General features: G+C 38.4%; 22 protein-coding genes and 1 pseudogene. 19 read left to right on the top strand and 4 right to left on the bottom strand.

Going from position 1 to position 24024, the window contains the following annotated elements; translation table 11 throughout:
- Positions 1-478 precede the first annotated feature (478 nt).
- Complete coding sequence (locus HUS24_RS08385) at positions 479-1924, top strand: DUF2252 domain-containing protein (RefSeq protein WP_173911631.1); 1446 nt, start codon at positions 479-481, stop codon at positions 1922-1924.
- A gap of 96 nt (positions 1925-2020) precedes the next feature.
- Here HUS24_RS08385 and HUS24_RS08380 read toward each other — a convergent pair whose 3' ends face one another.
- Both HUS24_RS08380 and HUS24_RS08375 read right to left on the bottom strand, forming a co-directional pair.
- Positions 2021-3124 (bottom strand): glycosyltransferase family 4 protein, encoded by a 1104-nt coding sequence (locus tag HUS24_RS08380; protein ID WP_173911630.1) that lies wholly within the window; start codon positions 3122-3124, stop codon positions 2021-2023.
- Positions 3125-3193: 69 nt separating this feature from the next.
- Positions 3194-4129, bottom strand: coding sequence for a lauroyl acyltransferase (locus HUS24_RS08375; protein ID WP_173911629.1), 936 nt, complete (start codon positions 4127-4129; stop codon positions 3194-3196).
- A gap of 121 nt (positions 4130-4250) precedes the next feature.
- Here HUS24_RS08375 and HUS24_RS08370 point away from each other — a divergent pair, with 121 nt between their 5' ends.
- From HUS24_RS08370 to HUS24_RS08315, 12 genes are all read left to right on the top strand, one after another.
- Entirely contained in the window at positions 4251-4802 is a 552-nt protein-coding gene (locus HUS24_RS08370) for an O-acetyl-ADP-ribose deacetylase (RefSeq protein ID WP_173911628.1), read from the top strand.
- Positions 4803-4832: 30 nt separating this feature from the next.
- Positions 4833-5831, top strand: a complete 999-nt coding sequence (locus tag HUS24_RS08365; RefSeq protein ID WP_173911627.1) for an acyltransferase family protein — start codon at positions 4833-4835, stop codon at positions 5829-5831.
- Between the two features lie 74 nt (positions 5832-5905).
- The gene (locus HUS24_RS08360) at positions 5906-6781 is read left to right on the top strand and encodes an urease accessory protein UreD (RefSeq protein ID WP_217424350.1); all 876 of its coding nucleotides are present in this window, start codon (positions 5906-5908) and stop codon (positions 6779-6781) included.
- A 139-nt stretch (positions 6782-6920) separates the two neighbouring features.
- Positions 6921-7493, top strand: coding sequence for a hypothetical protein (locus HUS24_RS08355; RefSeq protein ID WP_173911626.1), 573 nt, complete (start codon positions 6921-6923; stop codon positions 7491-7493).
- Between the two features lie 48 nt (positions 7494-7541).
- Positions 7542-7844: an urease subunit gamma gene (ureA, locus tag HUS24_RS08350; protein ID WP_173911625.1), complete on the top strand. Its 303-nt coding sequence runs from the start codon at positions 7542-7544 to the stop codon at positions 7842-7844.
- A 14-nt stretch (positions 7845-7858) separates the two neighbouring features.
- Positions 7859-8173, top strand: coding sequence for an urease subunit beta (locus tag HUS24_RS17030; RefSeq protein WP_173911624.1), 315 nt, complete (start codon positions 7859-7861; stop codon positions 8171-8173).
- Between the two features lie 42 nt (positions 8174-8215).
- On the top strand, positions 8216-9916 hold the full coding sequence (gene ureC, locus HUS24_RS08340; RefSeq protein ID WP_173911623.1) for an urease subunit alpha: 1701 nt from the start codon (positions 8216-8218) through the stop codon (positions 9914-9916).
- Between the two features lie 12 nt (positions 9917-9928).
- Positions 9929-10507 (top strand): histidine phosphatase family protein, encoded by a 579-nt coding sequence (locus HUS24_RS08335; protein WP_173911622.1) that lies wholly within the window; start codon positions 9929-9931, stop codon positions 10505-10507.
- A gap of 26 nt (positions 10508-10533) precedes the next feature.
- Positions 10534-11046: an urease accessory protein UreE gene (ureE, locus tag HUS24_RS08330; RefSeq protein WP_173911621.1), complete on the top strand. Its 513-nt coding sequence runs from the start codon at positions 10534-10536 to the stop codon at positions 11044-11046.
- On the top strand, positions 11033-11698 hold the full coding sequence (locus HUS24_RS08325; protein ID WP_173911620.1) for an urease accessory protein UreF: 666 nt from the start codon (positions 11033-11035) through the stop codon (positions 11696-11698). Before ureE ends, HUS24_RS08325 begins: the two co-directional genes overlap by 14 nt.
- A gap of 98 nt (positions 11699-11796) precedes the next feature.
- Positions 11797-12411, top strand: coding sequence for an urease accessory protein UreG (gene ureG / locus HUS24_RS08320; RefSeq protein WP_173912518.1), 615 nt, complete (start codon positions 11797-11799; stop codon positions 12409-12411).
- Between the two features lie 26 nt (positions 12412-12437).
- Positions 12438-13022, top strand: a complete 585-nt coding sequence (locus tag HUS24_RS08315; RefSeq protein ID WP_173912517.1) for a HupE/UreJ family protein — start codon at positions 12438-12440, stop codon at positions 13020-13022.
- An 800-nt stretch (positions 13023-13822) separates the two neighbouring features.
- Here the strand turns inward: HUS24_RS08315 and HUS24_RS08310 are convergent.
- Both HUS24_RS08310 and HUS24_RS08305 read right to left on the bottom strand, forming a co-directional pair.
- Positions 13823-15430: a cytosine permease gene (locus tag HUS24_RS08310; protein ID WP_173911619.1), complete on the bottom strand. Its 1608-nt coding sequence runs from the start codon at positions 15428-15430 to the stop codon at positions 13823-13825.
- 323 nt (positions 15431-15753) lie between these two features.
- Complete coding sequence (locus tag HUS24_RS08305) at positions 15754-17655, bottom strand: ATP-binding cassette domain-containing protein (RefSeq protein ID WP_173911618.1); 1902 nt, start codon at positions 17653-17655, stop codon at positions 15754-15756.
- A gap of 34 nt (positions 17656-17689) precedes the next feature.
- On the opposite strand from HUS24_RS08305, the gene HUS24_RS08300 reads away from it, so the two are divergent.
- From HUS24_RS08300 to HUS24_RS08275, 6 genes and pseudogenes are all read left to right on the top strand, one after another.
- Positions 17690-17935 carry a SlyX family protein gene (locus HUS24_RS08300; protein WP_173911617.1) on the top strand — a complete coding sequence of 82 codons (246 nt, stop codon included), beginning with the start codon at positions 17690-17692 and terminating at the stop codon, positions 17933-17935.
- Between the two features lie 118 nt (positions 17936-18053).
- Entirely contained in the window at positions 18054-19061 is a 1008-nt protein-coding gene (locus tag HUS24_RS08295) for a hypothetical protein (RefSeq protein ID WP_173911616.1), read from the top strand.
- Between the two features lie 374 nt (positions 19062-19435).
- Complete coding sequence (locus HUS24_RS08290; protein ID WP_173911615.1) at positions 19436-19885, top strand: ammonium transporter; 450 nt, start codon at positions 19436-19438, stop codon at positions 19883-19885.
- A gap of 29 nt (positions 19886-19914) precedes the next feature.
- Complete coding sequence (gene topA / locus HUS24_RS08285; protein ID WP_173911614.1) at positions 19915-22557, top strand: type I DNA topoisomerase; 2643 nt, start codon at positions 19915-19917, stop codon at positions 22555-22557.
- 77 nt (positions 22558-22634) lie between these two features.
- Positions 22635-23081, top strand: a complete 447-nt coding sequence (locus HUS24_RS08280) for an NUDIX pyrophosphatase (RefSeq protein ID WP_173911613.1) — start codon at positions 22635-22637, stop codon at positions 23079-23081.
- A gap of 56 nt (positions 23082-23137) precedes the next feature.
- Positions 23138-23884 (top strand): annotated as a pseudogene (locus HUS24_RS08275) (NYN domain-containing protein); the annotation flags it as partial.
- Positions 23885-24024 lie beyond the last annotated feature (140 nt).

Here is a 24024-nt window from a genome sequence, read left to right as displayed (position 1 = left end):
AACTCGGGTTATGCTTATTTGAAAGTCTAACAAATAATCAACTGCGATGTATTTATCAAAATTTCAATGACTTAAAAATTCATATCATTCTAAGAAAATAAGTTAATATTCACTTTTAAGTTTGCCTAGCCTCATATTTTATTGAAAACTTAGATTAATTTGTGTTGGAGATACTACCCTTTTGAAGGATCAAAAGGGACAAAAATCCTTTGTTGGTCAAGAGGTACATCCATGATACCTTTGCCCAACGGCGACATCCCTGTCGCCTAACGTGATAGCATTATTTGTATGGAAATTTCAAAAATAGTTTTTTATTAAGTGACTTTAAAAAATTGGTCTTATTTTTTATATTGTCAATTTAACTGATTCTGCATGTAATGCTATTTTCATTTTTTGAAAAAATAAGATGAAATGGAATATCTGATTTGCTGCGTGAGTGCTATGATTTTGCATCAAAATAAATTAGAAATTTCTTGTGATGCAAAAGAAAAAATTTTTAGAATTACCCAAACAACTTTGGACTGAATACAGTTTAGAGCTCACAACCCACCAATATCACGGCAAGTTGCTTGATCAACATCAAGGTTTTGAGTTGGGAAAAGCACAACGCAAAATTACACCACGTTCAGAACTGAGTCAGTTGTCTGAACGTCCAAAAGGCATAGATGCACTCACCGTCTATCATTGGAGTAATCAAGGTCGTGTTGATCTTTTAAAACCTGTTCGTGCCAAACGCATGAGTATTTCCCCATTTGCTTATTTTCGTGGCATGCCTTCACTGATGTTATATGATCTCGCATGGGAAAAAAGTCATTCAGGTTTGATGCAACAGATTTGTGGGGATTGTCATTTACTTAACTTTGGTGGCTTTGCCAGTCCTGAGCGGAATCTACTATTTGGTATCAATGATTTTGATGAAACCTTAGTCGCTCCTTTTGAATGGGATTTAAAACGTCTTGCAACCAGTTTTATTATTGCTGCACGTGAAATCGAGTTAGGAGATCGTGTTGGCTTAAAAGCGATAGAAGTAATGATAAATGCCTATCGCCAGCATTTACAGCATTTTAGAACATTGTCACCATTACAAACATGGTATGAAAAAATTGATGCTGCGGTGCTTTTGCAGCATACTGAAGATCAGAAAATTAGAAAAAAACGTGAAAAGCATTTGGCTTCAGCACATCGCCGTACATCTGCATCGGTATTACCTAAACTTACTGATTATGATGCTGAAACAGGGCATCGCTGTTTTATTGATGAACCCCCTTTACTGCGCCATCCTGAAGAAGGGGAAGTATTTGCCAAAAATTCTAAAGAGTTTTTTAGACGTTATCGAGACTCGCTTAAATCAGATCGCCAAGTCTTGTTTGACCGTTATCGTTGTACAGATGTGGCTTTAAAAGTTGTAGGGGTGGGGAGTGTAGGTACGCGTGCAGCGATTGCATTATTTGAAGATGCAGACCGTGAACCTTTGATTTTGCAGATGAAAGAAGCCAATCCTTCAATTTTAACGCCATTATTTCCTGAAAAAATCAAGCATGAGGGGGAGCGGGTAATTTCAGGGCAGCAGTTGATGCAAGCTGCAAATGATATTTTCTTAGGTTTTGCCTCATATAGCAAAGAACATCAGCAGTTCTATGTACGTCAGTTGCGTGATATGAAAATCTCGGTTGACCTTGAAGATATGGATGATGTTTATTTATATGAATATGCGGACAGTTGTGGTTTGGCTTTGGCACATGCGCATGCCAAAGCAGGTAATGCAGATGTGGTATTGGGATATCTGGGTGAAGGTAAGCAAAGTGTCAAAGTTTTGCAAGAATATGCTTTTAAATATGCTGAACGTAATGCTGCCGATTATGCACAATTTTTACAAGAAATTGAAAACGGAAAAATCGAAGTTGCAGGCGATGAGGTTTTATAATCACTTTATATTTTGAGTGACGTTCAAAATGCCTTTCTATCCATGAAAGGCATTTTTTATGCTAATAATTTTAAATAGAATAATGAATTATCAAGGTTATTTGTTTAAAACCTGTTGATACAGTTGAATCGTTTGATCACACATATCTTTTAGACTAAATTGCGTCACAGGCGCAACCTGTTGCGGCTGATCAATGTGTAATTTCACAGCATTCAAAAGCGCATTTTTATCATCAACACTAATTTTGCCTTGCGGATAGACATTTGCCAAAATTTCAGCCACACCGCCTCGATCCCACCCAATCACAGGTGTCCCGACTGACAGTGCTTCTAAAGCTGTACGTCCAAAAGTTTCTGCTTGGTTCGACAAAGACAACACTATATCTGAGAATGCCAACCATTCACGAATGTCTGAACGATGGCCCACAAAGGTTATGTGATCAGTTAGATTTTTGCTTTTAATGGTATTTTCTAACTCATCTAAATAAGCTGCTTTTTTCGGGTCTGCGCCACCGACGACAATGGCATGTAGATGAGGATATTGATCGTGTAAATTTTCCATTAATTCAATCAGCGTTTCATGTCCTTTTAGGCGAGTAATACGCCCCGGTAGACAAATCAAAAACTTATTTTCTAATTGTGGGAAATCTTGAAAAGTGTGTTGAAACCACTGCGCAGGTGGTTGATAACCATGTGGAAAAGCAGTGGGATCAATCCCACGATAAATCCGTACAATGTCCTCAGGCGGGCAGTTTTTATAATTGTCTTTAATATATTTGACTACACTGTTGGATACGGCAATGACCTTTTCTGCTTGGGTCATGATGGCACTGTAACGATTAATCGAATAAAAACCATGTACAGTACTGATCAAATGCGGACGTTTTTCTACAGCAATGCCTTTAAGCGCAAAATGAGTTAACCATGCAGGTACACGAGAACGAACATGCACAATATCAGGTTGATGTTGTTCAATCAGTTTTCGTAATGGGCGAATTTGCCATAGACTCGACAATGCTTTTTTATGAATGGGTAGGGTTAAGTGAATTGTGCCTTCTGCTTCAAGTTCGGGAACTAAACGTCCACCATTTGAAACTACCAATGACTCATGACCATCGGCAACTAAGGCTCTAGCGATTTCTAAAGTACCACGCTCAACACCACCACTATTGAGCTCTGGAAGAAGTTGCATTATTTTCATACGTTTTCCTTTTAGTGGTGCTATTGATAAGATAGGAAAAATAATTCACATTGAAGATATTGAAAAATCTTAATAAATTTTTTCATAACCTTCAGGGCGAGTTTTAAAGCGACGGTGAAACCACATATATTGAGTAGGTGCAATGCGTAATTGATTTTCAATAATTTTATTGACTCGAATTGCATCATCAAGTTCATCTGCACTCGGTAAATTCTCCACCACAGGTTCGATTAACACACGATATTGTGGATTTTTAATACTACCATGGCGATAAAAATAGAGCGGAATTGCCACTGCTTTCGAAATTTTTAATAGACGACGATGTGCTGTTACGGTTGCCGCAGGGATACCAAAAAAAGGCACCATGACACCTTGTTTTAAACCAAAATCTTGGTCTGGACTATACCAAATCGCATCGCCTTCTTTAAGATGACGAATCAGACCACGCATATCATCATGATCAATCTGTGCTTTATAGATTGTTGCACGACAACGATAAATCAGCATATCCAATAAAGGATTATTTTGTGGACGATAAACCACATCAGGTTCAAAGTATTGTGCACATAAATATCCCCCCGCATCCAGTAGGGTACTATGTGTGCCTAAAAGCAAAACGCCTTTACCCTCTGCTTGAGCATTTTCGATGTGTTGCAAGCCTTCAATGCTCACTCGATCTTTAAACCATTGTGGTGAATACCATGCATTTAAAGTTTCAAATACACCAAGCATCATATCGACAAAGACAAGACGAGCATTTTCCTGAACTTGTTCGGCTGTCCATTCTGGAAAGCACACTTCAAGATTACGAACAGTGGTTTTACGGCGTGATTTCAAATGCTTAAAAGCAAGATTACCTAAGCGTGTTGCCAAACGATGTTGGATTGCCCAAGGTAAAATGGCAAGCAACATCAAAAATACAATTGCAATCCATATTCCCCAATATTGTGGCAATAAAAATGCCCAATAAAACTTTCCAGATTCGTAATGATGCTTTTTACTCATATTAATGTGAGAGATTGCAATTGTTTAGATGGTTGAAGTTTAACATGAACTAAATTTAAAGGCGTAAAGCATTGTTCTATAATCCTAGAAACAAGGATCAGGATGATGTGGCTTAAGTTTAATGAAAAGTATTCGATTAATTCAGGGTGATATCACCATTCAAAAAGTAGATGCGATTGTCAATGCTGCCAATACATCTCTACTCGGCGGTGGAGGGGTAGATGGTGCGATTCATCGTAAAGGTGGGAATGAAATTTTAGTTGAATGTCAGCAAATCCGAGCACAACAAGGAGGCTGTGCTGTTGGAGAAGCGGTCATGACAAGCGCAGGATTACTGCCAAGTCATTATGTCATTCATACCGTAGGACCCACATGGCAAGATGGGCAGCATCAGGAAAGTCAATTATTGCAAAATGCTTATATTAATAGTTTGAATCTTGCTGAACAAAAGCACTTGCAAAGTATTGCTTTTCCAAATATTTCTACAGATATCTATCGTTTTCCAAAGTTTGAGGCAGCGGATATTGCAATCACAACCACAGTGGATTTTATGAAAAATGCACAGCATGTACAGGAAGTTAATTTTGTTTGTTTTGATGTGGAAAATTTTAAGATCTATCGACAACGCCTAGCGCAAATTGATACCTCTGATGTGCAAATTTTGGGTATATAATTTCTAAAATTTTCTGGTTTATACGCCATTATGCGCAACCATTTTCTTGATACCCATAAGGCGATACTGATCTTTTTGGTGGTCTTTGGACATTTTTTAGAACGCATGATTGGATGGCGTGATCCGATTAGCCATACTTTGCTTGGAACGATTTATTTGATTCATATGCCTGCTTTTATTTTTGTGTCAGGCATTTTATATAAAGATAAAAATTGGCTGAAAAATACTTTATTTTTCCTCTCGCTTTATATTCCATTTCAATTTTTATTTGCGGTTTATGATGGCTTTTGGTCAGGGCAAATACTCTGGAATTGGAATGTATTTATCAAACCCTACTGGATACTTTGGTATCTGTTGGGAATGATAGTGTGGACCTGCCTTACGCATTTTTTATTAAAAATATCCAATGGCTTTGCTTTGATATTTTCCTTGTTTATGGCAGTTTTTATAGGATTGAGCCCTTGGAATAACTATTTATACTCTATGGGGCGTATTTTTGTATTTTTCCCATTTTTTATTGTGGGTGTGATTTATGGCAAAAGCATCGTTGAGAAAATCCAACAACGAGATACTGCAAAATATTATGGTTTGATCTGTTTAATGGGCTTGGCAGCTTTTGTATCTTTCACACAAATCAATCAATATTGGTTGTTTGGGAGTTTGAGTTATTCACAATTAAAAGTTAGTGTTTTTGATGGAATATTCATGCGAATAGCCTGTTTGACTTTATCAAGTTTAGGTATTGTGGCTTTACTGTCGGTAACGCAATTTTTTCAAGGGAAATGGCAAAAATTAGGAACTTATACCTTGCCTGTATATCTGTTACATGGATTTGTCGTGATGTGGATTGCACGTTATTACCAAGTTGATTTAAATGTTTTTTGGGAAATTTTGATTTGTATTGTTTTATCTATTTTAAGCTGTTGGATTTTACAGCAAGTATTTTTTGATCAATTTTTAAGAAAAATGTCGTTATGGTTAGTGAAGCCTACAGAATATTTATTAACATATTTAAAAATGAAAAATTAAGTATAGGTAAAGTATTGGTGCAATTTTTGCTACATTTTAACAAGTAAATTAAAAACATAGTACAACAGCCCTAGATGAACGATTTAGTTTTTGCAAAATCGCAGTACGATGCGCAATATTGGTACGCCAAATTAGAATTAGGTTTTAAAAGTGATCAAAAACGCACTATTTTGCATCATCGAAAACATGTTGGACCTGTTCGGGTGCAAAAAATGCTATGGCCTGAAAAAACAGGGGTATGTCATGCCATCATCGTGCATCCACCCGCAGGGATTGCAGGCGGAGACCATTTAACATTTCAAGTGGATGTTGAGCAACATGCTCATGCAGTTGTGACAACGCCTGGTGCTGGTAAATGGTATAAAACCAATGGCAAGGCAGCCTTTCAGCATATTTATATTGATGTAAAAAATAATGCAACATTAGAGTGGTTGCCACAAGAAACTATGCTCTTTGATGGTGCAAATGCTAATTCAGAAAGTATTATTCATTTAGATCAGGCAGCGAGTTTTATTGGTTGGGATATGTTAGTGCTCGGACGTCAAGCCCGAGATGAAAAATTTAAACAGGGACGCTTTCAAAACCTTTTTAAACTTTATCGCACTCAGACACTGTTAGTTGCAGACCAACTCAATTTTCTTGGGGGAGATCGTTGGTTGAGTTCATGTCTAGGTATGAATGGGTGTGCTGTCATGGGGAGTTTTTGGGCGGTACCGCCTGAGAAATTTCGTGCAAATATATATTTAGATCAACATCTTGATTTGATTCGTGAACTGATAATGCGAATGAATGTGCCTGTGACATTGACTATTTTGGGCGATGTTATGTGTGCACGTTATTTAGGCAATGATGTTCGACAATGTCATGATGCTTTTGCTGCGATTCGTGCCAGACTAAGACGTTATTGGTTTGATTTGGACGAAGAATTCCCACGAATTTGGCGGACTTAGCTTTAAAAAATGATTTATTTTCCAAATCTCATGTGATGAGTGTGTATATAAATGCATAAAAACCATCGTATAAAATCAAGGTAATCTAATGAAAAAATTAATAATATTATATTTTTTAATGCCACTATTATGTTATGCAATGCCTGAGCAAAATATTTCTGAAATTAAACAACGGATGTCAAAAAATCCAATATTTGTAAATAACTTAGATAAATGTCCTGCCGATACCTCACCAGATAAAAAAGCTAAATCACCTCAAAACTATAGCACTGTGGCAGCATATTGTCGGGAAAACACTTTGGCATGCTATAAAAAGTGTGAAGATAATCAAGGCGATGCTTGTTATTTTACTGCATTAAATTTACAGCAAGCAAAGCAGACACAAACTTCTGAACAGTTATTTCAAAGAGGTTGTGAATTAGGTGTTGCATCGGCATGTACCAATAGAGCAGCAGGTGCAATGACTTTTGTGGATAGCCTAACTTTAGAGCGAAAACAATGTATTACACGAACATTTGAGAAATCGTGTAATTGGAATGATCCTTGGGGGTGCACGATGTATGCAGCTGAGCTGATCAACAATGATGATTCTAAGCAGACTTATGACAAAGCATTGGATGCATTGATCATGAGTTGTGTTTACGGTAAGTCAGATCCTGCCTGTGTGAGAGGAATGGAAATCAAACAATATATTCTTAATCAGCGTAATTAAAAAAGTGAGCACGATTTTTGCATAGATGAATAAAAATAGGAAAATGCTATGGAACTCAATCCAACTGAAAAAGACAAGTTATTGATTTTTACTGCAGGTTTAGTGGCAGAACGCCGTAAAGCACGAGGATTAAAGTTGAATTATCCTGAATCCATTGCATTTATTTCTGCTGCACTTTTAGAAGGCGCACGTGATGGCATGACCGTTAGTGAGCTGATGCATTACGGGACGACATTGCTTAGTCGAGAAGATGTGATGGAGGGTGTGGCAGAAATGATTGCTGAAGTACAAGTCGAAGCAACTTTTCCTGATGGCTCGAAACTTGTCACTGTACACCAACCTATTTTATAGCAGAAGGAAAGCAAATGATTCCTGGTGAAGTGATTGCCTCTGAAACAGACATTGAGTTGAATGTTGGGCGACAGACCTTAATCATCAATGTGGCAAATATGGGAGATCGTCCGATACAAGTTGGCTCACATTTTCATTTTTATGAAGCCAATGATGCTTTGCAGTTTGACCGTGCACAAACCAAAGGCTATCGCTTAAATATTGCTGCTGGTACGGCTATTCGTTTTGAACCAGGACAAAGTCGTCAAGTTGAATTGGTGGCTTTGGCAGGAAAGCGAGAAGTGTATGGCTTTGCAGGTCGGGTGATGGGGAGACTTGATGATGCATAAGCAAAGTAATTTAAAAAATACACAAAATCAGAGTACTTAACCATGAAAATGTCCCGCCGTGCGTATGCTGAAATGTTTGGCCCTACTGTTGGAGATCGTGTACGTTTAGCAGATACCGAATTATTTATAGAAGTCGAACAAGACTTAACTACGTATGGTGAAGAGGTTAAATTTGGTGGTGGTAAAGTCATTCGTGATGGCATGGGACAGTCACAACTTTTGGCAGATGAAGTTGCAGATACGGTAATTACCAATGCTTTAATTGTGGATTGGTGGGGCATTATCAAAGCTGATGTCGGTCTGAAAAATGGTCGCATTTGGAAAATTGGTAAAGCAGGCAATCCTGACATTCAACCCAATATTACTATTCCTTTGGGTGCTGCTACAGAAGTCATTGCTGGGGAAGGGCAGATTTTGACTGCGGGTGCAATTGATACGCATATCCATTGGATTTGTCCGCAACAAGTTGAAACAGCACTTATGTCAGGCACAACCACCATGATCGGTGGCGGGACAGGGCCAGCAGCAGGCACATCGGCAACTACCGTGACACCTGGACCTTGGCATATCGCCACCATGCTACAAGCCATTGATGATTTGCCGATGAATATTGGGTTATTGGGTAAAGGTAATTTGAGTCAGCCTGAACCAATTGCCGAACAGATTCAAGCGGGTGTAGTCGGTTTAAAGTTGCATGAAGATTGGGGTTCTACACCTGCTGCTATTGATAATTGTCTAAGTGTTGCAGAGGATTATGATGTACAAGTTGCGATTCATACCGATACCTTAAATGAAAGTGGCTTTTTGGAAGAAACCCTTGCTGCATTTAAAAATCGTACCATTCACACTTATCATACCGAAGGCGCAGGCGGTGGGCATGCACCTGATATTTTAAAAGCCATTGGACAAAAAAATGTGTTGCCCTCGTCAACCAATCCAACTCGCCCATATACCGTAAACACCATTGATGAGCATTTAGACATGTTGATGGTCTGTCATCATCTTGACCCTGCGATTGCGGAAGATGTGGCATTTGCTGAAAGTCGGATTCGCCGTGAAACCATTGCCGCTGAAGATATTTTACAAGATTTAGGGGCGATTTCGATGATGTCATCAGATTCGCAAGCGATGGGACGGGTGGGTGAGGTGATCATTCGGACATGGCAAACCGCACATAAAATGAAAATACAACGTGGTGCACTAGAAGGTGATACGCCTCATCGTGATAATCAGCGTGTGAAACGCTATATCTCGAAATACACGATTAATCCTGCGATTACTCATGGTTTAAGCCACGAAGTAGGTTCGATTGAAGAAGGAAAATTGGCGGATTTGGTGCTGTGGAAGCCTGCATTTTTTGGGGTAAAACCTTCTATGATTATCAAAGGAGGCATGATTGCTGCTGCACCGATGGGGGATATTAATGCCTCGATTCCTACACCTCAACCAGTACATTATCGTCCGATGTTTGGTGCTTTTCCTCGTGGGGTACATAACACTTGTATTACTTTTTTATCGCAAGTGGCGATTGAAAATGGTGTTGTTGAAAAGTTGCAGTTAAAAAAGCTGATTTCACCTGCTAAAAATACGCGAAAGATCACGAAAGAGGATATGAAGCACAATAGTTATTGTCCTGTCATGGATGTGCATCCTGAAACCTATGAAGTAAGAGCAGATGGTGTGCATTTGAGCTGTGAGCCTGCGGAAGTGTTGCCGATGGCACAACGGTATTTTTTGTTTTAAAGGATAGCTTTCATGGCAGTTTATTTGATTCGTCATGCACAAAGTGTTGGAAATGTAGATGGCAAAACTGAATCACATGCAAGTATTGCTTTGACGGATTTTGGGCATCAGCAAGCGCATCAACTGACACAGATATTGCCACGAGCTCACCATGTCATTATTTCACCATTTTTAAGAACCTTACAGACTGCGCAACCGATTTTAGAGCGTGATAAATTACAACCTGAAATTTTGCCGATTGAAGAATTTTCTTATTTGTCTGATTTGAAATGTAAAGGTACAACTTTAGCGCAACGTAAGCCATGGGTAGATGCTTATTGGCAAAATTTAGATGTGGATTATGTCGATGCAGCAGATGCTGAATCTTTTCGTGACCTATATTTACGAGTTGAGGCTTTATTTACATTTCTTGATCGAGAACAACATAGTTATATCGATCAGAACTTGATGTTGTTTAGTCATGGTCAATTTTTACAATTATTTAAGATGTTACGGGAGAATCATCAATCTGTTTCAGCGCAGCTTATGCAACAGTTTCGCCACAATATGCTTAATCAACCTATTAAAAATACTGAATTTTTCACTTATTAAATGATTTATACATTAGAGGAGAGTGGATGAAAATCTTTACCCAACGCCTAGAGCAGACTGAAACTAAAACAGCAGTAGAAACTGTGGCTCTGACTTTTGACACACGTCAAAAAAGCCGTTTTCGGGCAACTTTAGAAAATGGTGAAGATGTCGGTGTGGATTTACCTCGTACTGGAATTTTAAGAAGTGGTGCATTGATTGCCACAGAACATGGAGATGTTCTACGTGTCGATGCCAAAGCGGAACGGTTGATGCAAGTAACCGCACAATCTGATTTTGATTTGCTCAAAGCAGCGTATCATTTGGGAAATCGACATGTACCACTAATGTTGACACCTAGTGCTTTGTATTTTGAGCCTGATCATGTTCTTGCGGAAATGATGGTTGGTCTAGGTTTAACTGTGACAGAAACCGAGCATCCTTTTGAACCTGAAAGTGGTGCTTATGCACAGCATAGTCATAGCTATGAGCGCTTATCAAAAGCAGAAAGTAAGCCTTTAAGCTCTATCACAGCGATTCACGCACATGACCATCACTAATGCGGTAGATTTGCTCAAGCTATTAACTTTGTCATCTACCGCTTTGCCAATAGGTGCTTATTGTTATTCACAAGGTGTAGAAAGTGCCATTGAAAAAGGGCTGATCTATGATGAAAGCTCAAGCAAAGCCTACTTTGAAGAAGTCTTAGAAATGGTTTTGGTACGTTTTGAATTACCCATTTTAAAAAGGTTAATGCAGAATTTTACGTTAGAAAACGAGTTTCTATATTGGGCAAATTTATACCGTGCCAGTCGTGAAAGTAAAGAGCTGTTGACTGAGTCACAGCAATTGGCATTTTCCTTAAATGCATGGATTAAAGATGTACTCATGCTAGACGTAAAGGTGAAAAAACAATTTGGTTTTGTCCCTGTTTATGCACAACTTTGTGGTCGTTTGGGCTTGAGCCCAACCGATGTTTTAACGGCATATAGCTTTTCTGTCTTGGAAAATCAGGTCTTGGCTGCGGTTAAAACCATCCCATTGGGGCAAATGAGCGGTCAACGTATTTTATGGTATTTACATGGCTTAGTCCCTGATGCAGTACACAGTGCAATGGCGTTGTCTGATGATGAAATGAGTAGCAGTTTGCCACAATACGCCATGCTTAGTATGCAGCATGAAACGCAATATTCACGGCTATTTCGATCTTAAAAAATGAAAGATCGGAGATTTCACCTCAAGTTTCAGTAATTTTTTAACAATCAGATTCAATTTTCAGTGTTGAAGCAACGAATAAAAGGAAAATAATGATGTCACAACGTAGCCCATTACGTGTCGGAATTGGTGGTCCTGTTGGGTCAGGCAAAACGGCATTAACGCTGAATTTATGTCGCGCATTACGTGATAAATATAATATGGCAGTGGTCACCAACGATATTTACACCAAAGAAGATTCTAACTTTTTAACCCGCAATGAAGCCATGTCGCCAGACCGTATTGTTGGTGTGGAAACAGGCGGATGTCCACATACTGCAATTCGTGAAGATGCCTCGATTAACCTTGCTGCAATTGATGATTTATGTGAAAAATTCGATGGTCTTGAATTGATCATTATTGAAAGTGGTGGTGATAATTTAGCGGCAACTTTTAGCCCTGAATTATCAGACTTAACCCTCTATGTGATCGATGTGGCAGGTGGAGAAAAAATTCCTCGTAAAGGTGGGCCAGGTATTACTAAGTCTGATTTATTGATCATTAACAAAACTGATTTAGCACCGATGGTTGGGGCAAATCTTGAAGTGATGGATCAGGATGCTAAACGGATGCGTGGCGATAAACCCTTTATATTTTCAAATATGAAAACCGAAGATGGTTTGGCGGAGATTATTTTATTTATCGAAAAACAAGGTTTATTTAAAGCTTGAGGGCAGGCGCAATGAAAAAATTAGAAATGAATAGATTGTTGCAAAAACTTATCGTCATTGTGGGGGCAAGTTCGCCAATGTGGGCTTTGGCTCATGTCGGGCATGAACATACGCATACGCATACGCATTTAGGCTTTGAGGCAGGTTTTATCCATCCATTTACAGGGCTTGACCATATGATGATGGCTTTGGCATTGGGGGTATTGTTTTATTCTGCATTGAAGCGTTGGCAAGTCACAGGTTTAGTGTCGATGGTTGTGGCTTTGGTCGCGGGTTTTGCGATGGGTACAGCACATTTAATGCCTGAAAGTTTTGCTGAATACGGCATCGTGGCTTCATTGATTGCTGTAGCTGTGGCACTTTGGTCAAAATCAAAAATGATTTTACCTGTTGCAACTGCGATGTTAGTGACTTTTCATGGTGTTGCACACGGTGCTGAGCTTGGGCATTCAGGACATTTTTTAAGTTTAGTGTCGGGTATGGTCGCAGCAATGTCTTTGATTTATGTTGCAGGTTTGTTTTTTGGGAAATTTATCGTTGAGCATATTCCTTATGGTAAAAAAATTATTGGGGGATTAGCCGTATTTATTGCCTTGATTGGTTTGGCTTAACTGGTCTAAAATTTTAACAATCCTACATGAAAATGTGGGATTTTTTGTGTCTGATCTTTTTATATAAAAAGCTTCAAATCAATAATGTCTGTCAGTTAAACAAAATTATTGGATAAATTTTTAAAAACTTCTCCTAACTCTAAGCCATATATGGCGTAAGCAAAAAGAGGGGAATTTGCAGTAACTAAAGTAATTTTTAGTGATCTTACGTGGCAGTGCCACGCATCCTATCTTTCAAAAAGGTGAGGAACATGTTCTGCAAGGGGGAGGATTAAAAAATGCTTAACGGATTGGCATTCCCTTTATTCTAATACCATTCTTGGAAAATAACAGAATATAAGTGGTTTGTTTTTGACGGAGTCTGACATCTAAAGTTTGTATTTAGAGACTAGCCTTCGGCTCGACCTACTTTTGTTTTGGCAAAATGAGAAGTGAAACTTCGCAAGAAAACCACCTTGCGGAGCGTTGCTCCTCACCGCAGAACTCGACAAATATCGCAAATTGATTGAGGTATTGCAAAAACATGATCAATCATTGGTAGCCCTGCCTCAGACAACTGCGGATGACGTTTCCGCGTCTCAATTTATGATTAGAAACAGAAAAAATCATTCCTAAAATATATTATAAAAATTTTATTGATTGGTATAACCTTCTCTCAAAGGAAGAAAAATTTTTCAATATTAATTTTTCTATCAATCAGTGATTGTTTTTGATTTTTGCAAGCGCTTTATTTGAGAACATCATCAAAAAATAAGGCTTCAAATGAAGCCTTAAATTTAAAGTAACTATTTTTAGTTTTATTATTTTTCCATGGTTTTACACAATGAGCAGATCACACCATGATGTTTGTGTGAGTATAAAATATCAGGACGTTCATAATTTTCATTACACGATACGCAGTGATAAACTGTAGCGACAGGAGTGCCTTCAGCGTCATAACGTGGTTCTTTGATGCCATCATTTTCAGACTTAATGTAGTATTTGCCTTTGGTGAGTAGCCCCATGATTGGGGTGAGGACAAATGCCACAACCAAAGCAATCAATGGAGAATATGCAGCAAGGAAATCCCCCAATAGTCCAAAGAATGCCGCAATAGACAGTCCCGCAGCAGCAAGGAATGAAACCATACCAACAGGGTTGATGTTATACAACATATCACGGCGATACTCAGGCTGTTTTGGTGAGAGTTTGAGGATGTATTTATTGATGGAAATGTCAGTTGCAACCACCACGACCCAAGCAATGGCAAAGTTAGAATAGAAGCCTAAAATTTTACCTAATACTGCAAACATATTCCCTTCCATCAATGCAAGGGCAATTGCTAGATTTACAATGACGAAGACAATGCGTCCCGGATAGTGTTTACTGATTCGAGTGTAGGCACTTGTCCATGCAAGTGAACCAGAATAGGCATTGGTGACATTAATTTTAATTTGTGAAATCACTACCAAAATTACAGCTAAAGATAGCGCCAACCAACCTGGTAACATGTCATGAAAAGCCGCATTAAATTGTTGTACAGGCTCAGTTGCATTCACACCTGGGATTTTGGTCAGTAAGTAGAAACCTAAAAATGCCCCAATGATTTGTTTTATTGCACCAAGAATCACCCAACCTGGACCTGCTGAGATCACGGCAATCCACCAAGATTTACTATTTTCTTTGGTTTTTGCAGGCATAAAACGCAAATAGTCAATTTGTTCACCAATTTGCATAATCAAGGATAAACAAATCCCGGCACCAAGCATAATAGCTGCCATGTCCATGGGTGCATAACCACTTGTACCGGTATAGGTGGTAAAAGCACTTACGAGGCTAGGTTCTTTGTGAATTAAATAAGCAACAGGTCCGATCATTAAAATCAGCCAGATAGGTGTGGTCCATACTTGTAATTTACTCAGTGCTTTCATGCCGTAAATGACCAGTGGAATGACCATGACCGTAGAAATCAAATAACCTGCCCAAAGCGGAATCCCAAGCCCCAATAGCAAACCTTGCGCCATGATAGAACCTTCGAGCGCAAAGAAAATAAAGGTAAAACTGGCAAAAATGATACTGGTTAACACTGAACCAATATAACCAAAGCCTGCTCCTCGCGTGATTAAGTCTAAGTCGATGTTGTAGCGAGCAGCGTAGTAGGCAAGTGGAATCCCAGTTAGAAAAATAATAATGGCTGCAAATAAAATCGAGAAAACGGCATTGATTGTCCCATAGGTCATACCAATACTTGCCCCAATCGAAAAATCAGCCAAATAGGCAATGCCGCCTAACGCTGTAATCGCAACGACTTTTGGACTCCAGCGACGGAAACTATGTGGTGCATAACGTAAAGTATAGTCTTCTAATGTTTCATTCGCAGCCGAGGATGGGCGGTCTGCAAAGGTATCTGTTGTAGATGGGTTATGCATCGTAAACACTCCTATATTTTAATTTTGTGTTTGTTGAGTGTTTTGCAAAATAAATGCCAAAGACTATTGTTTATAAAATCTTAAAAATATTTATTTGATATATAATATTTTATTAAATAATTATAAGAAATTATTTACATGTATGAGAGATTTGATCGATGAGCTTAAATAGAAAAATGCTATCAATTAAGAACAATAGATAAGCCAGTATGAATCATATTAATGCAGTTTAATTTTTTAATCGCATTAAAATGAAACATAAAAATGATGCAGTTAAAAAACTCCGCACATGAGCGGAGTTTTTATTTAAGACAAAAGCAAAATTAACCCTTACTCATTTCCTCAAGTTCTTCCCAACGTTCTAACTTTTCCAATAACAAGTCATCAATTTCAGTCAAACGATTAGATAATTTCATGGCTTTGTCTGCATCAGAAACAAATAAAGAACCATCTGCAAGGAGTTCATTAATTTCAGCTTGTTCTTTTTCTAAAGCTTCCATTTCCGCAGGGAGTTGCTCTAAGGCACGTTGGTCTTTATAACTCAGTTTTACTTTTTTCGGTTGAGCGACTTGTGCAGCAGCTTCGGCTTTTGCTGCGGCTTTTTTCACTGCACTTTTTTGATCAACTACTGTCTGGTCAGGGCGTTGCTCCAAATAATCTTGGTAACCGCCAATATATTCATCAATGTTGCCTTTACCATCAAACACCCACGTTGAAGTCACAACATTGTCCATAAATGCACGGTCGTGTGAAATCAATAACAATGTGCCTTTGTATTCGCTGAGCATTTCTTCTAATAACTCAAGTGTCACCATATCTAAGTCATTGGTTGGTTCATCCATGACGATCAGATTTGATGGTTTAAGTAAAAGTTTTGCTAATAAAATACGGTTACGCTCACCACCCGATAAAGCTTTAACAGGGGTGCGGGCACGTTCAGGTGAGAACAAGAAATCTTGTAAATAGCTATAGATATGGCGGCGTGAACCATTGACATCGACATGGTCAGAGCCTTCAGATACGTTATCTTTCACAGATTTTTCTAGGTCTAAAGCATTACGGAGTTGGTCAAAATAGGCAATTTCAAGTTGTGTGCCTGTTTTTACTGAACCACCGTGTGCAATCTCACCTAAAATGGCTTTGATCAGAGTGGTTTTACCAACACCATTGTCACCGACTAACCCAATACGATCGCCTCGAAGAACCAAAGTAGAGAAATCTTTGATGATCGGATAGCCATCATATTCAACACGTAAGTGTTCAATTTCAAAAACCATTTTCCCAGAACGTTGTGCGTCTTGGGTTGCCATACTGACTTTACCTTGTTGGAAGCGGCGAGCTTTAGACTCTTCTCGTAAAGCTTTGAGCGCACGCACACGACCTTCGTTACGGGTACGACGTGCTTTGATGCCTTGGCGAATCCAAGCTTCTTCTTCTGCCAGTTTTTTATCAAACAGCGCATTTTGCTTTTCTTCAGCTTCCATTTGCTGCGCTTTAAGTTCTAAATAACGTGAATAGTTCCCTTCGTAACTACGCAAAATTCCCCGATCTAGCTCAACGATACGGGTGGCAATATTGTCTACAAATGAACGGTCATGAGAAATGAAAAGTAAGGTTAAATTATTTTGATCAAGTAAGAATTTTTCTAACCATTCGATACTTTCAACGTCTAAATGGTTGGTCGGTTCGTCAAGTAACAACACATCAGGCTGGGTCAGTAGCGCACGCGCCAACAGCACACGACGTTTACGACCACCAGATAAATCCGCCAAGTCTGCTTCAGGGTCTAAGCCCATTTTACTTAAAATAGAGTTAACTTTGGTTTCAAGCGACCAACCATCGAGTTGATCCATTTGGTGTTGTAAATTGCCCATACGTTCACAGGCATCCATATCACCGAGTACACACGCATCACTGGCTTCATGATATGCTTTTAATACTGAAGCAGCTTCACCAGCACCATCAGCAACAATATCAGCAACTTTGCCCGAATCCATCGGAACATCTTGCGCCAACATTGCAATACTAATGCCATTTTGTAATGAAATTTCACCAGCATCTGGCAATAAACTTCCCTCAATCAGTTTAAGTAAAGTAGACTTACCTTCACCGTTACGCCCAATCAAACAGACTCGTTCGCCACGTTCTAAACTGAAGTTTGCGCCGTCGAGCAGGGCTGGTCCACCAAACGCAAGTTGGACATCCCTTAATGTAATATAGGCCATAGTGTTTCCTAAACATCCCAAGTGAGGACTAAAAGTGACTAAACAAAAAAATTTAGATGATCAGGCGTCATTTTCCGCACCCATAGAAGATTTGCAAGTCCGAATTACATTTTTAGATGATTTAGTTGAACAATTGAATGATCAAGTGGCGCAACAAAGTTTGGAAATTGCAGATTTAAAGAAACAAATGCAGTTGCTTTATCAGCGTGTGGAATCTGCGGATTTATCAGAAGGAATCGCAGCATTTGATCCGATGACCAATCGTCCACCGCATTATTAATATCACTTTCATTTTATTTTTAAACTTTAAAACAGCGGCAACGCACCGAAATATATTTGACCTTTATGCAAAAGCTCGGTGTAATGCAGACTCTCAATCTGGTTGTTAAAAATTGATCATGCAGAATAAAGTTGTACTTCTTGATATTGAAAATAATATGCCAACATTAAAAATGTTAAGGGATGTTGTGGAGCATTATTCAGCTTTATATCTGTTTAATTGTGCAGGGAAAATTGAATTTGCATTGGATGATTTAACTGAATTGGCAAGCTTGATTGCGAGTGGACAAATCATCATTTTGGATGTGCCTGAAACCACTGAAAAAGAATATGAATATGCGGTGGTGGTAGGCCAGCTTTTAGCTTTGCTTGAATCTGATACACATATTGAAGTGATTTCTGCGATGCCAAGTTGTTCTATGTTAATGGACATGTTGCGTAGTTCAGACTTGAGTTGCCATTTAATTCAAATCGAAGCGGAAAATTCAGAAAAAATATCTAAAAATATCATCCCAAGTGTTGAAACTATTTTAAATAAACCCGCTTTACAATTGGTTAAAAAATACTGCGATGCTGTAGTGAAAATGACAGGTAAACCAAATACGGTTGAAAAGTTAAAAAACTCAATTGTGAATTGCTTACAGGTCGTTCCTGAAAAAGCCCAACATTTATTGGGTATGTTGATTAATTTAAAAATAGTCAAAAAAGAAGATGAACACGTTTGGTTTAGAAAAAAGCGATTAAAACAATGGTCTGAACTTGATTTAGAACAAAAAAGCGTTGTTTCTGATGCGAAAGTTTTACAAATAGATACTGTTTTAGAAAAACTCAGTACAGGTGCAAAACTGGTGATTTCCGAGTTGGAAAGTCAGCAAAATCAAACAAGCGTAACTGAACCTTTAAATAAAAACTTTGAGAAAATTGACCCTGTACAATGGGAAGTGATTCAAAAACTCAATGAATTAAAAACAGATAAACCCAAAGATATCTATGAGCTTCGGGATTTGTTGGAAAAAATGTTTCCCAAATCTGATGTTCGATTATTACTCAAAGAGTTAATTGAAAAAGGCTATATTTATTGGAATGGTCATGATGTAATTTATAGTCATGAAATGGTTTTGAATTAAACTTTTTATAAAGCTAAAAAAGAGGTTTAAACTTTGACTTTAAATCTCTTTTTAAATTTAAATCTTCAAAAGTTCGCTGCTCATTCTTAACTAAAATTTTCAGTATTAATCACAAATTTAGACTGATCATAAGGCAAGTAAATGAAAGCATTTTTAATTGAAAAATATAAGCGACATAGGTTATCAGTAATAAAATTCAAAACTCTAAGTTGGCTAGCATTATACCGAATGAAGGATGATGAAAAATAATAAATCCATTTAAAATAAACAAGATCACTTGTATTTAATAGACTTTTTCAGCGACAAATAAAAATTTGATCTTGCGTTTTATATTCAGCTTATGCAACTCTAATATAGGAATAAAAAGGTGAACTATGGAACACACAGGTCTTTGGGTTGCGCTCATTGTAATTGTTTTTGTATTGGGTTCAATTTTTGGCTTACGCATAAGCCCAAGAGAAAAAGCATTAGGTTTAATGCGAGAAAAAGCACGAAAAATGGGATTACATCCTCGTTTGGTGGCAGCACCTGACTGGACGAAAGTGCCGATGGCAACAGAAAGTCGTGCCAGCATGGTGGCGTATTATAGTGTGTTAATCCCAGAAGCTCGTTTACCTTTAATGCGTGCGCGTGTAGAAGATCAAAAATTGAAATTACTTCAGGGTGATGCGAAATTTAATGATTTTCCCATTGCATTAAAAGGGATTTATGCTATTGATATGCAAGCTAACTGTGTAGGACTCTATTGGGATGAAGAATCAGACCTTCGAGCAACACAATTAGAAGATATGAAAGCATATTTACTTTCTTTGGCTGAAATTTAACTTAAAAAGAATAGGATAAACGGTTCATTATGGCGAAAGCTCCTCGGTCCACAACCAAAAGCACAACTGCAGACACTCCCAATGCAGGCAAGAAGCGTGCCTTAGTGATTGTGGAGTCGCCTGCAAAAGCGAAAACCATCAATAAATATTTAGGTTCAGATTACATCGTAAAGTCATCAGTAGGTCATGTCCGTGATTTGCCTACAGGTGGCTCAAGTAAAACGACAGAAAAAAAACCTGCGACACGAACCAAGCTGACAGATGCACAAAAAGCTGAAAAAGCACAAACTGCATTGGTCAACCGTATGGGGGTTGATCCAGAACACGATTGGAAAGCGCACTATGAAGTGCTTCCAGGCAAAGAAAATGTCGTGGCTGAACTGAAAAAACTTGCAAAAGATGCTGACGAAATCTATCTCGCAACGGACTTGGATAGAGAAGGGGAAGCGATTGCTTGGCATTTAAGAGAAGTGATTGGTGGGGATGAAAATCGTTACCACCGTGTGGTATTTAACGAAATCACAAAAAATGCCATTCAAGATGCTTTTAAACAGCCGACACGTCTTGATTTAAACCGCGTCAATGCCCAACAAGCACGTCGTTTTCTCGACCGTGTGGTGGGCTTTATGGTATCGCCATTACTTTGGGAAAAAATTGCGCGTGGTCTATCCGCAGGGCGTGTGCAATCTGTTGCAGTTAAGCTTGTGGTTGAACGTGAACGTGAAATTCGTGCATTTGTTCCTGAAGAATATTGGCAAGTGTTTGCAGATACTAAATCTAAAAAAGATGACATTCGCCTTGAAGCAGTAAAGCAAGGTGGTAAGACCTTAAAATTGCAAAATAAAGCGCAAACTGATGCTTTGTTAAAAATTTTAAATGATGCTGAATATAAAGTTGCAACCCGTGAAGATAAACCGACTAAGGTTAATCCTAGCGCACCGTATATCACGTCGACTTTACAACAAGCAGCCAGTACGCGTTTAGGTTTTTCTGTGAAGAAAACCATGATGTTGGCACAGCGTTTGTATGAAGCGGGTTATATTACTTATATGCGTACTGACTCAACATTCCTAAGTGATGATGCGGTCAGCATGGTACGTAACCATATTCAAACTGAGTATGGCGATAAATATCTTCCTGCAAAAGCCAATCGTTATGGCAATAAAGCGGGCGCACAAGAAGCGCATGAGGCGATTCGTCCATCCAATGTTGCACTGGTTGGTGATCAACTTGCGGGTGCAGAGCGTGATGCACAACGTTTGTATGATCTGATTTGGCGTCAGTTTGTTGCCTGTCAAATGACCCCAGCAGAATATTTATCATCAACGATTTTGGTTGATGCCAATGGTGTCGAACTCAAAGCCAAAGGTCGTACTTTGGTTTTTGATGGTTTCACCAAAGTGCGTGGTCAAAATAAATCTGATGATGATGTTTTATTGCCTGCGGTAAAAGTTGGTGAAATCCTCAAGTTAGAAAAACTTGATCCATCACAACACTTTACCAAACCACCTGCACGTTTTACCGAGGCGTCATTGGTGAAAGAGCTTGAGAAAAAAGGTATTGGTCGTCCTTCGACTTATGCTGCGATTATTTCTACGATTCAAGATCGTGGTTATGTTAAACTCGATAATCGCCGTCTTTATGCTGAGAAAATGGGTGAAATCGTCACAGATCGTTTGGACGAAAGTTTTAACAATTTGATGAATTATGCCTTTACTGCAGATTTAGAAGGTCAGCTCGACAAAGTTGCAGATGGTGAACGCAATTGGAAAGAGTTACTCGATAGTTTTTATGGTGACTTTAAAAAACGTTTAACTACTGCTCAAGGTGAAAGCGGCATGCGCCGTAACTTACCTGTGGAAGTTGAAGCTGTGCATTGTCCAGAATGTACTCGTCCTATGCAGATTCGTACAGGGACAACGGGAGTATTCTTAGGATGTTCAGGCTATAACTTGCCACCAAAGGAACGCTGTAAAGGTACATTAAACTTAACACCTGTCGAGTCGCTTGCTGCATTGTCTGATGATGATGGTGCGGAAACAGCAGATTTAATGTCGAAAAAACGTTGTCCGATCTGTGGTACAGCGATGGACAGCTATGTCATTGATGGTGGTCGAAAACTGCATATTTGTGGTAATAATCCTGACTGTAACGGTTATGAGCTTGAAGAAGGCGAGTTCAAAATCAAAGGTTATGATGGACCAACCATTCCATGTGACAAATGTGATGGTGAGATGCAGTTAAAAACAGGTCGTTTTGGTCCTTATTTCGCTTGTATGAACTGTGATAATACTCGCAAGGTATTGAAAAACGGGCAACCAGCGCCACCACGTGTCGACCCGATCAAAATGGAACATTTACGTTCAACTAAGCATGACGATTATTTTGTCTTGCGTGATGGGGCCGCAGGTCTGTTCTTAGCAGCAAGTAAGTTCCCGAAAATTCGTGAAACTCGTGCGCCAAAAGTGGCAGAATTACGCACAGTAGCAGATCAAATTGATCCGAAATATCAATTCATTCTACAAGCACCTGATGTCGATCCTGAGGGTAATCCAACTTTAGTGAAATTTAGTCGTAAAAACCAATCACAGTATATTGGCTCTGAAACGGCTGAAGGTAAACAGACCAAATGGTCACTGGTGTATAAAGATGGAAAATGGGTTGAGGCTTAAGCTTTGATTCATGCAAAAATGCTAACTTCGGTTAGCATTTTTTATGCTTTTAACTTTGAAAATAAATAGAGATTTAGATGATTCCAATTCGCTCCATGATTATATCGAGTGTTTTATTGTCCAAAGTGGATGGTGAAATGAAAATTTTGTTAATGAAGCGAGTTAAAGGTGATTTTTGGTGTCATGTTGCAGGAAAAATTGAAGCCAATGAAACTGCAAGTCAAGCTATTCTGCGTGAAATTAAAGAGGAAACAAGTATATATCCTGAGCGTTTGTTTAGTGCAGATTATATTGAGCAGTTTTATGAAGCAAGCGAGAATGTCATTGAAATGATTCCTGCATTTGTTGGATTTTGTGAGGATGACCAAGCTGTTATTTTGAATGCTGAACATACTGAATATCGTTGGTGTAGTTTGACTGAAGCCAAAGCTTTAGTGGTATTTTCCAATCAAAGAAAACTGTATGATTTTGTGTGGGATAATTTTGTTGAACATACGCCTGAAAGGCTGTTGGAAATAAAATAATATTCTAATTTTTGAATGCTGCGTAGGCATAAAAATTAATTTTTTTTGGGGAAATAATGGAAAATAAAGTTCATAAATTAGCAGTTTTAATTGATGCGGATAATTCGTCTGTGCATTCAATTTCATCCATTTTAGAAGAAGTTGCAAAGTATGGGATTGCGAGTGTGAAGAGAGTCTATGGCGATTGGAGTAGTGAAACACTAAAAAAATGGCGAGAAGTACTACTCCCTCATGCCATTACCCCTGTTCAGCAATTTGCTTATACCAGTGGTAAAGATGCAACAGATATGATTTTGATCATAGATGCAATGGACTTATTATACGGTGGTGCATTGGATGGATTTTGTATTGTTTCCAGTGATAGCGATTTTACGCCATTAGCTTCTAGAATAAGGGAAAGTGGATTAACTGTTTATGGTTTTGGGCGTAAACAAACACCTGATTCTTTTAAAAAAGCATGTGATAAATTTATTTCTGTAGAAAATTTACATATTGATGAAAAAGAAGAAAAACAAAATACTGATACTAGAATGAGTGAGAATTCGGTAAAAACATCTACAATAGAACGAGAAAAAATTAAGCAACAAGTTGATAAGGCAACACTAAATTTGATTTATAAAGCAGTTAAGGATAATTCTGATGACAGTGGCTGGGCATATTTAGGTTCTATTGGGACATATCTTAGTACAGTGAAGCCTGACTTTGATACACGAGATTATGGTCACTCAAAGTTATCAGGACTCATCAAAGAGCTAGGTATCTTTGAAACAAAAATGCAAGGTAGCCAAATGTATCTAAGAAAAGCAAGTTTTAGTACTTTTATTAAATTGGTACAAAAGGCTATCAGCGAAAATGTTTCTCAAGAGAATTGGGCGAATTTCAAAGATATTATTCAAGCTTTGAAAAAATCGGATTTAAACATTAGAAATTATGAAGAAGCCAT

This window comes from Acinetobacter sp. Marseille-Q1618 (assembly GCF_902809855.1).
Classification (GTDB): domain Bacteria; phylum Pseudomonadota; class Gammaproteobacteria; order Pseudomonadales; family Moraxellaceae; genus Acinetobacter.
The sequence above is the reverse complement of the archived record's forward strand: the minus strand, read 5'-3'. Positions and strand labels throughout refer to the sequence as shown.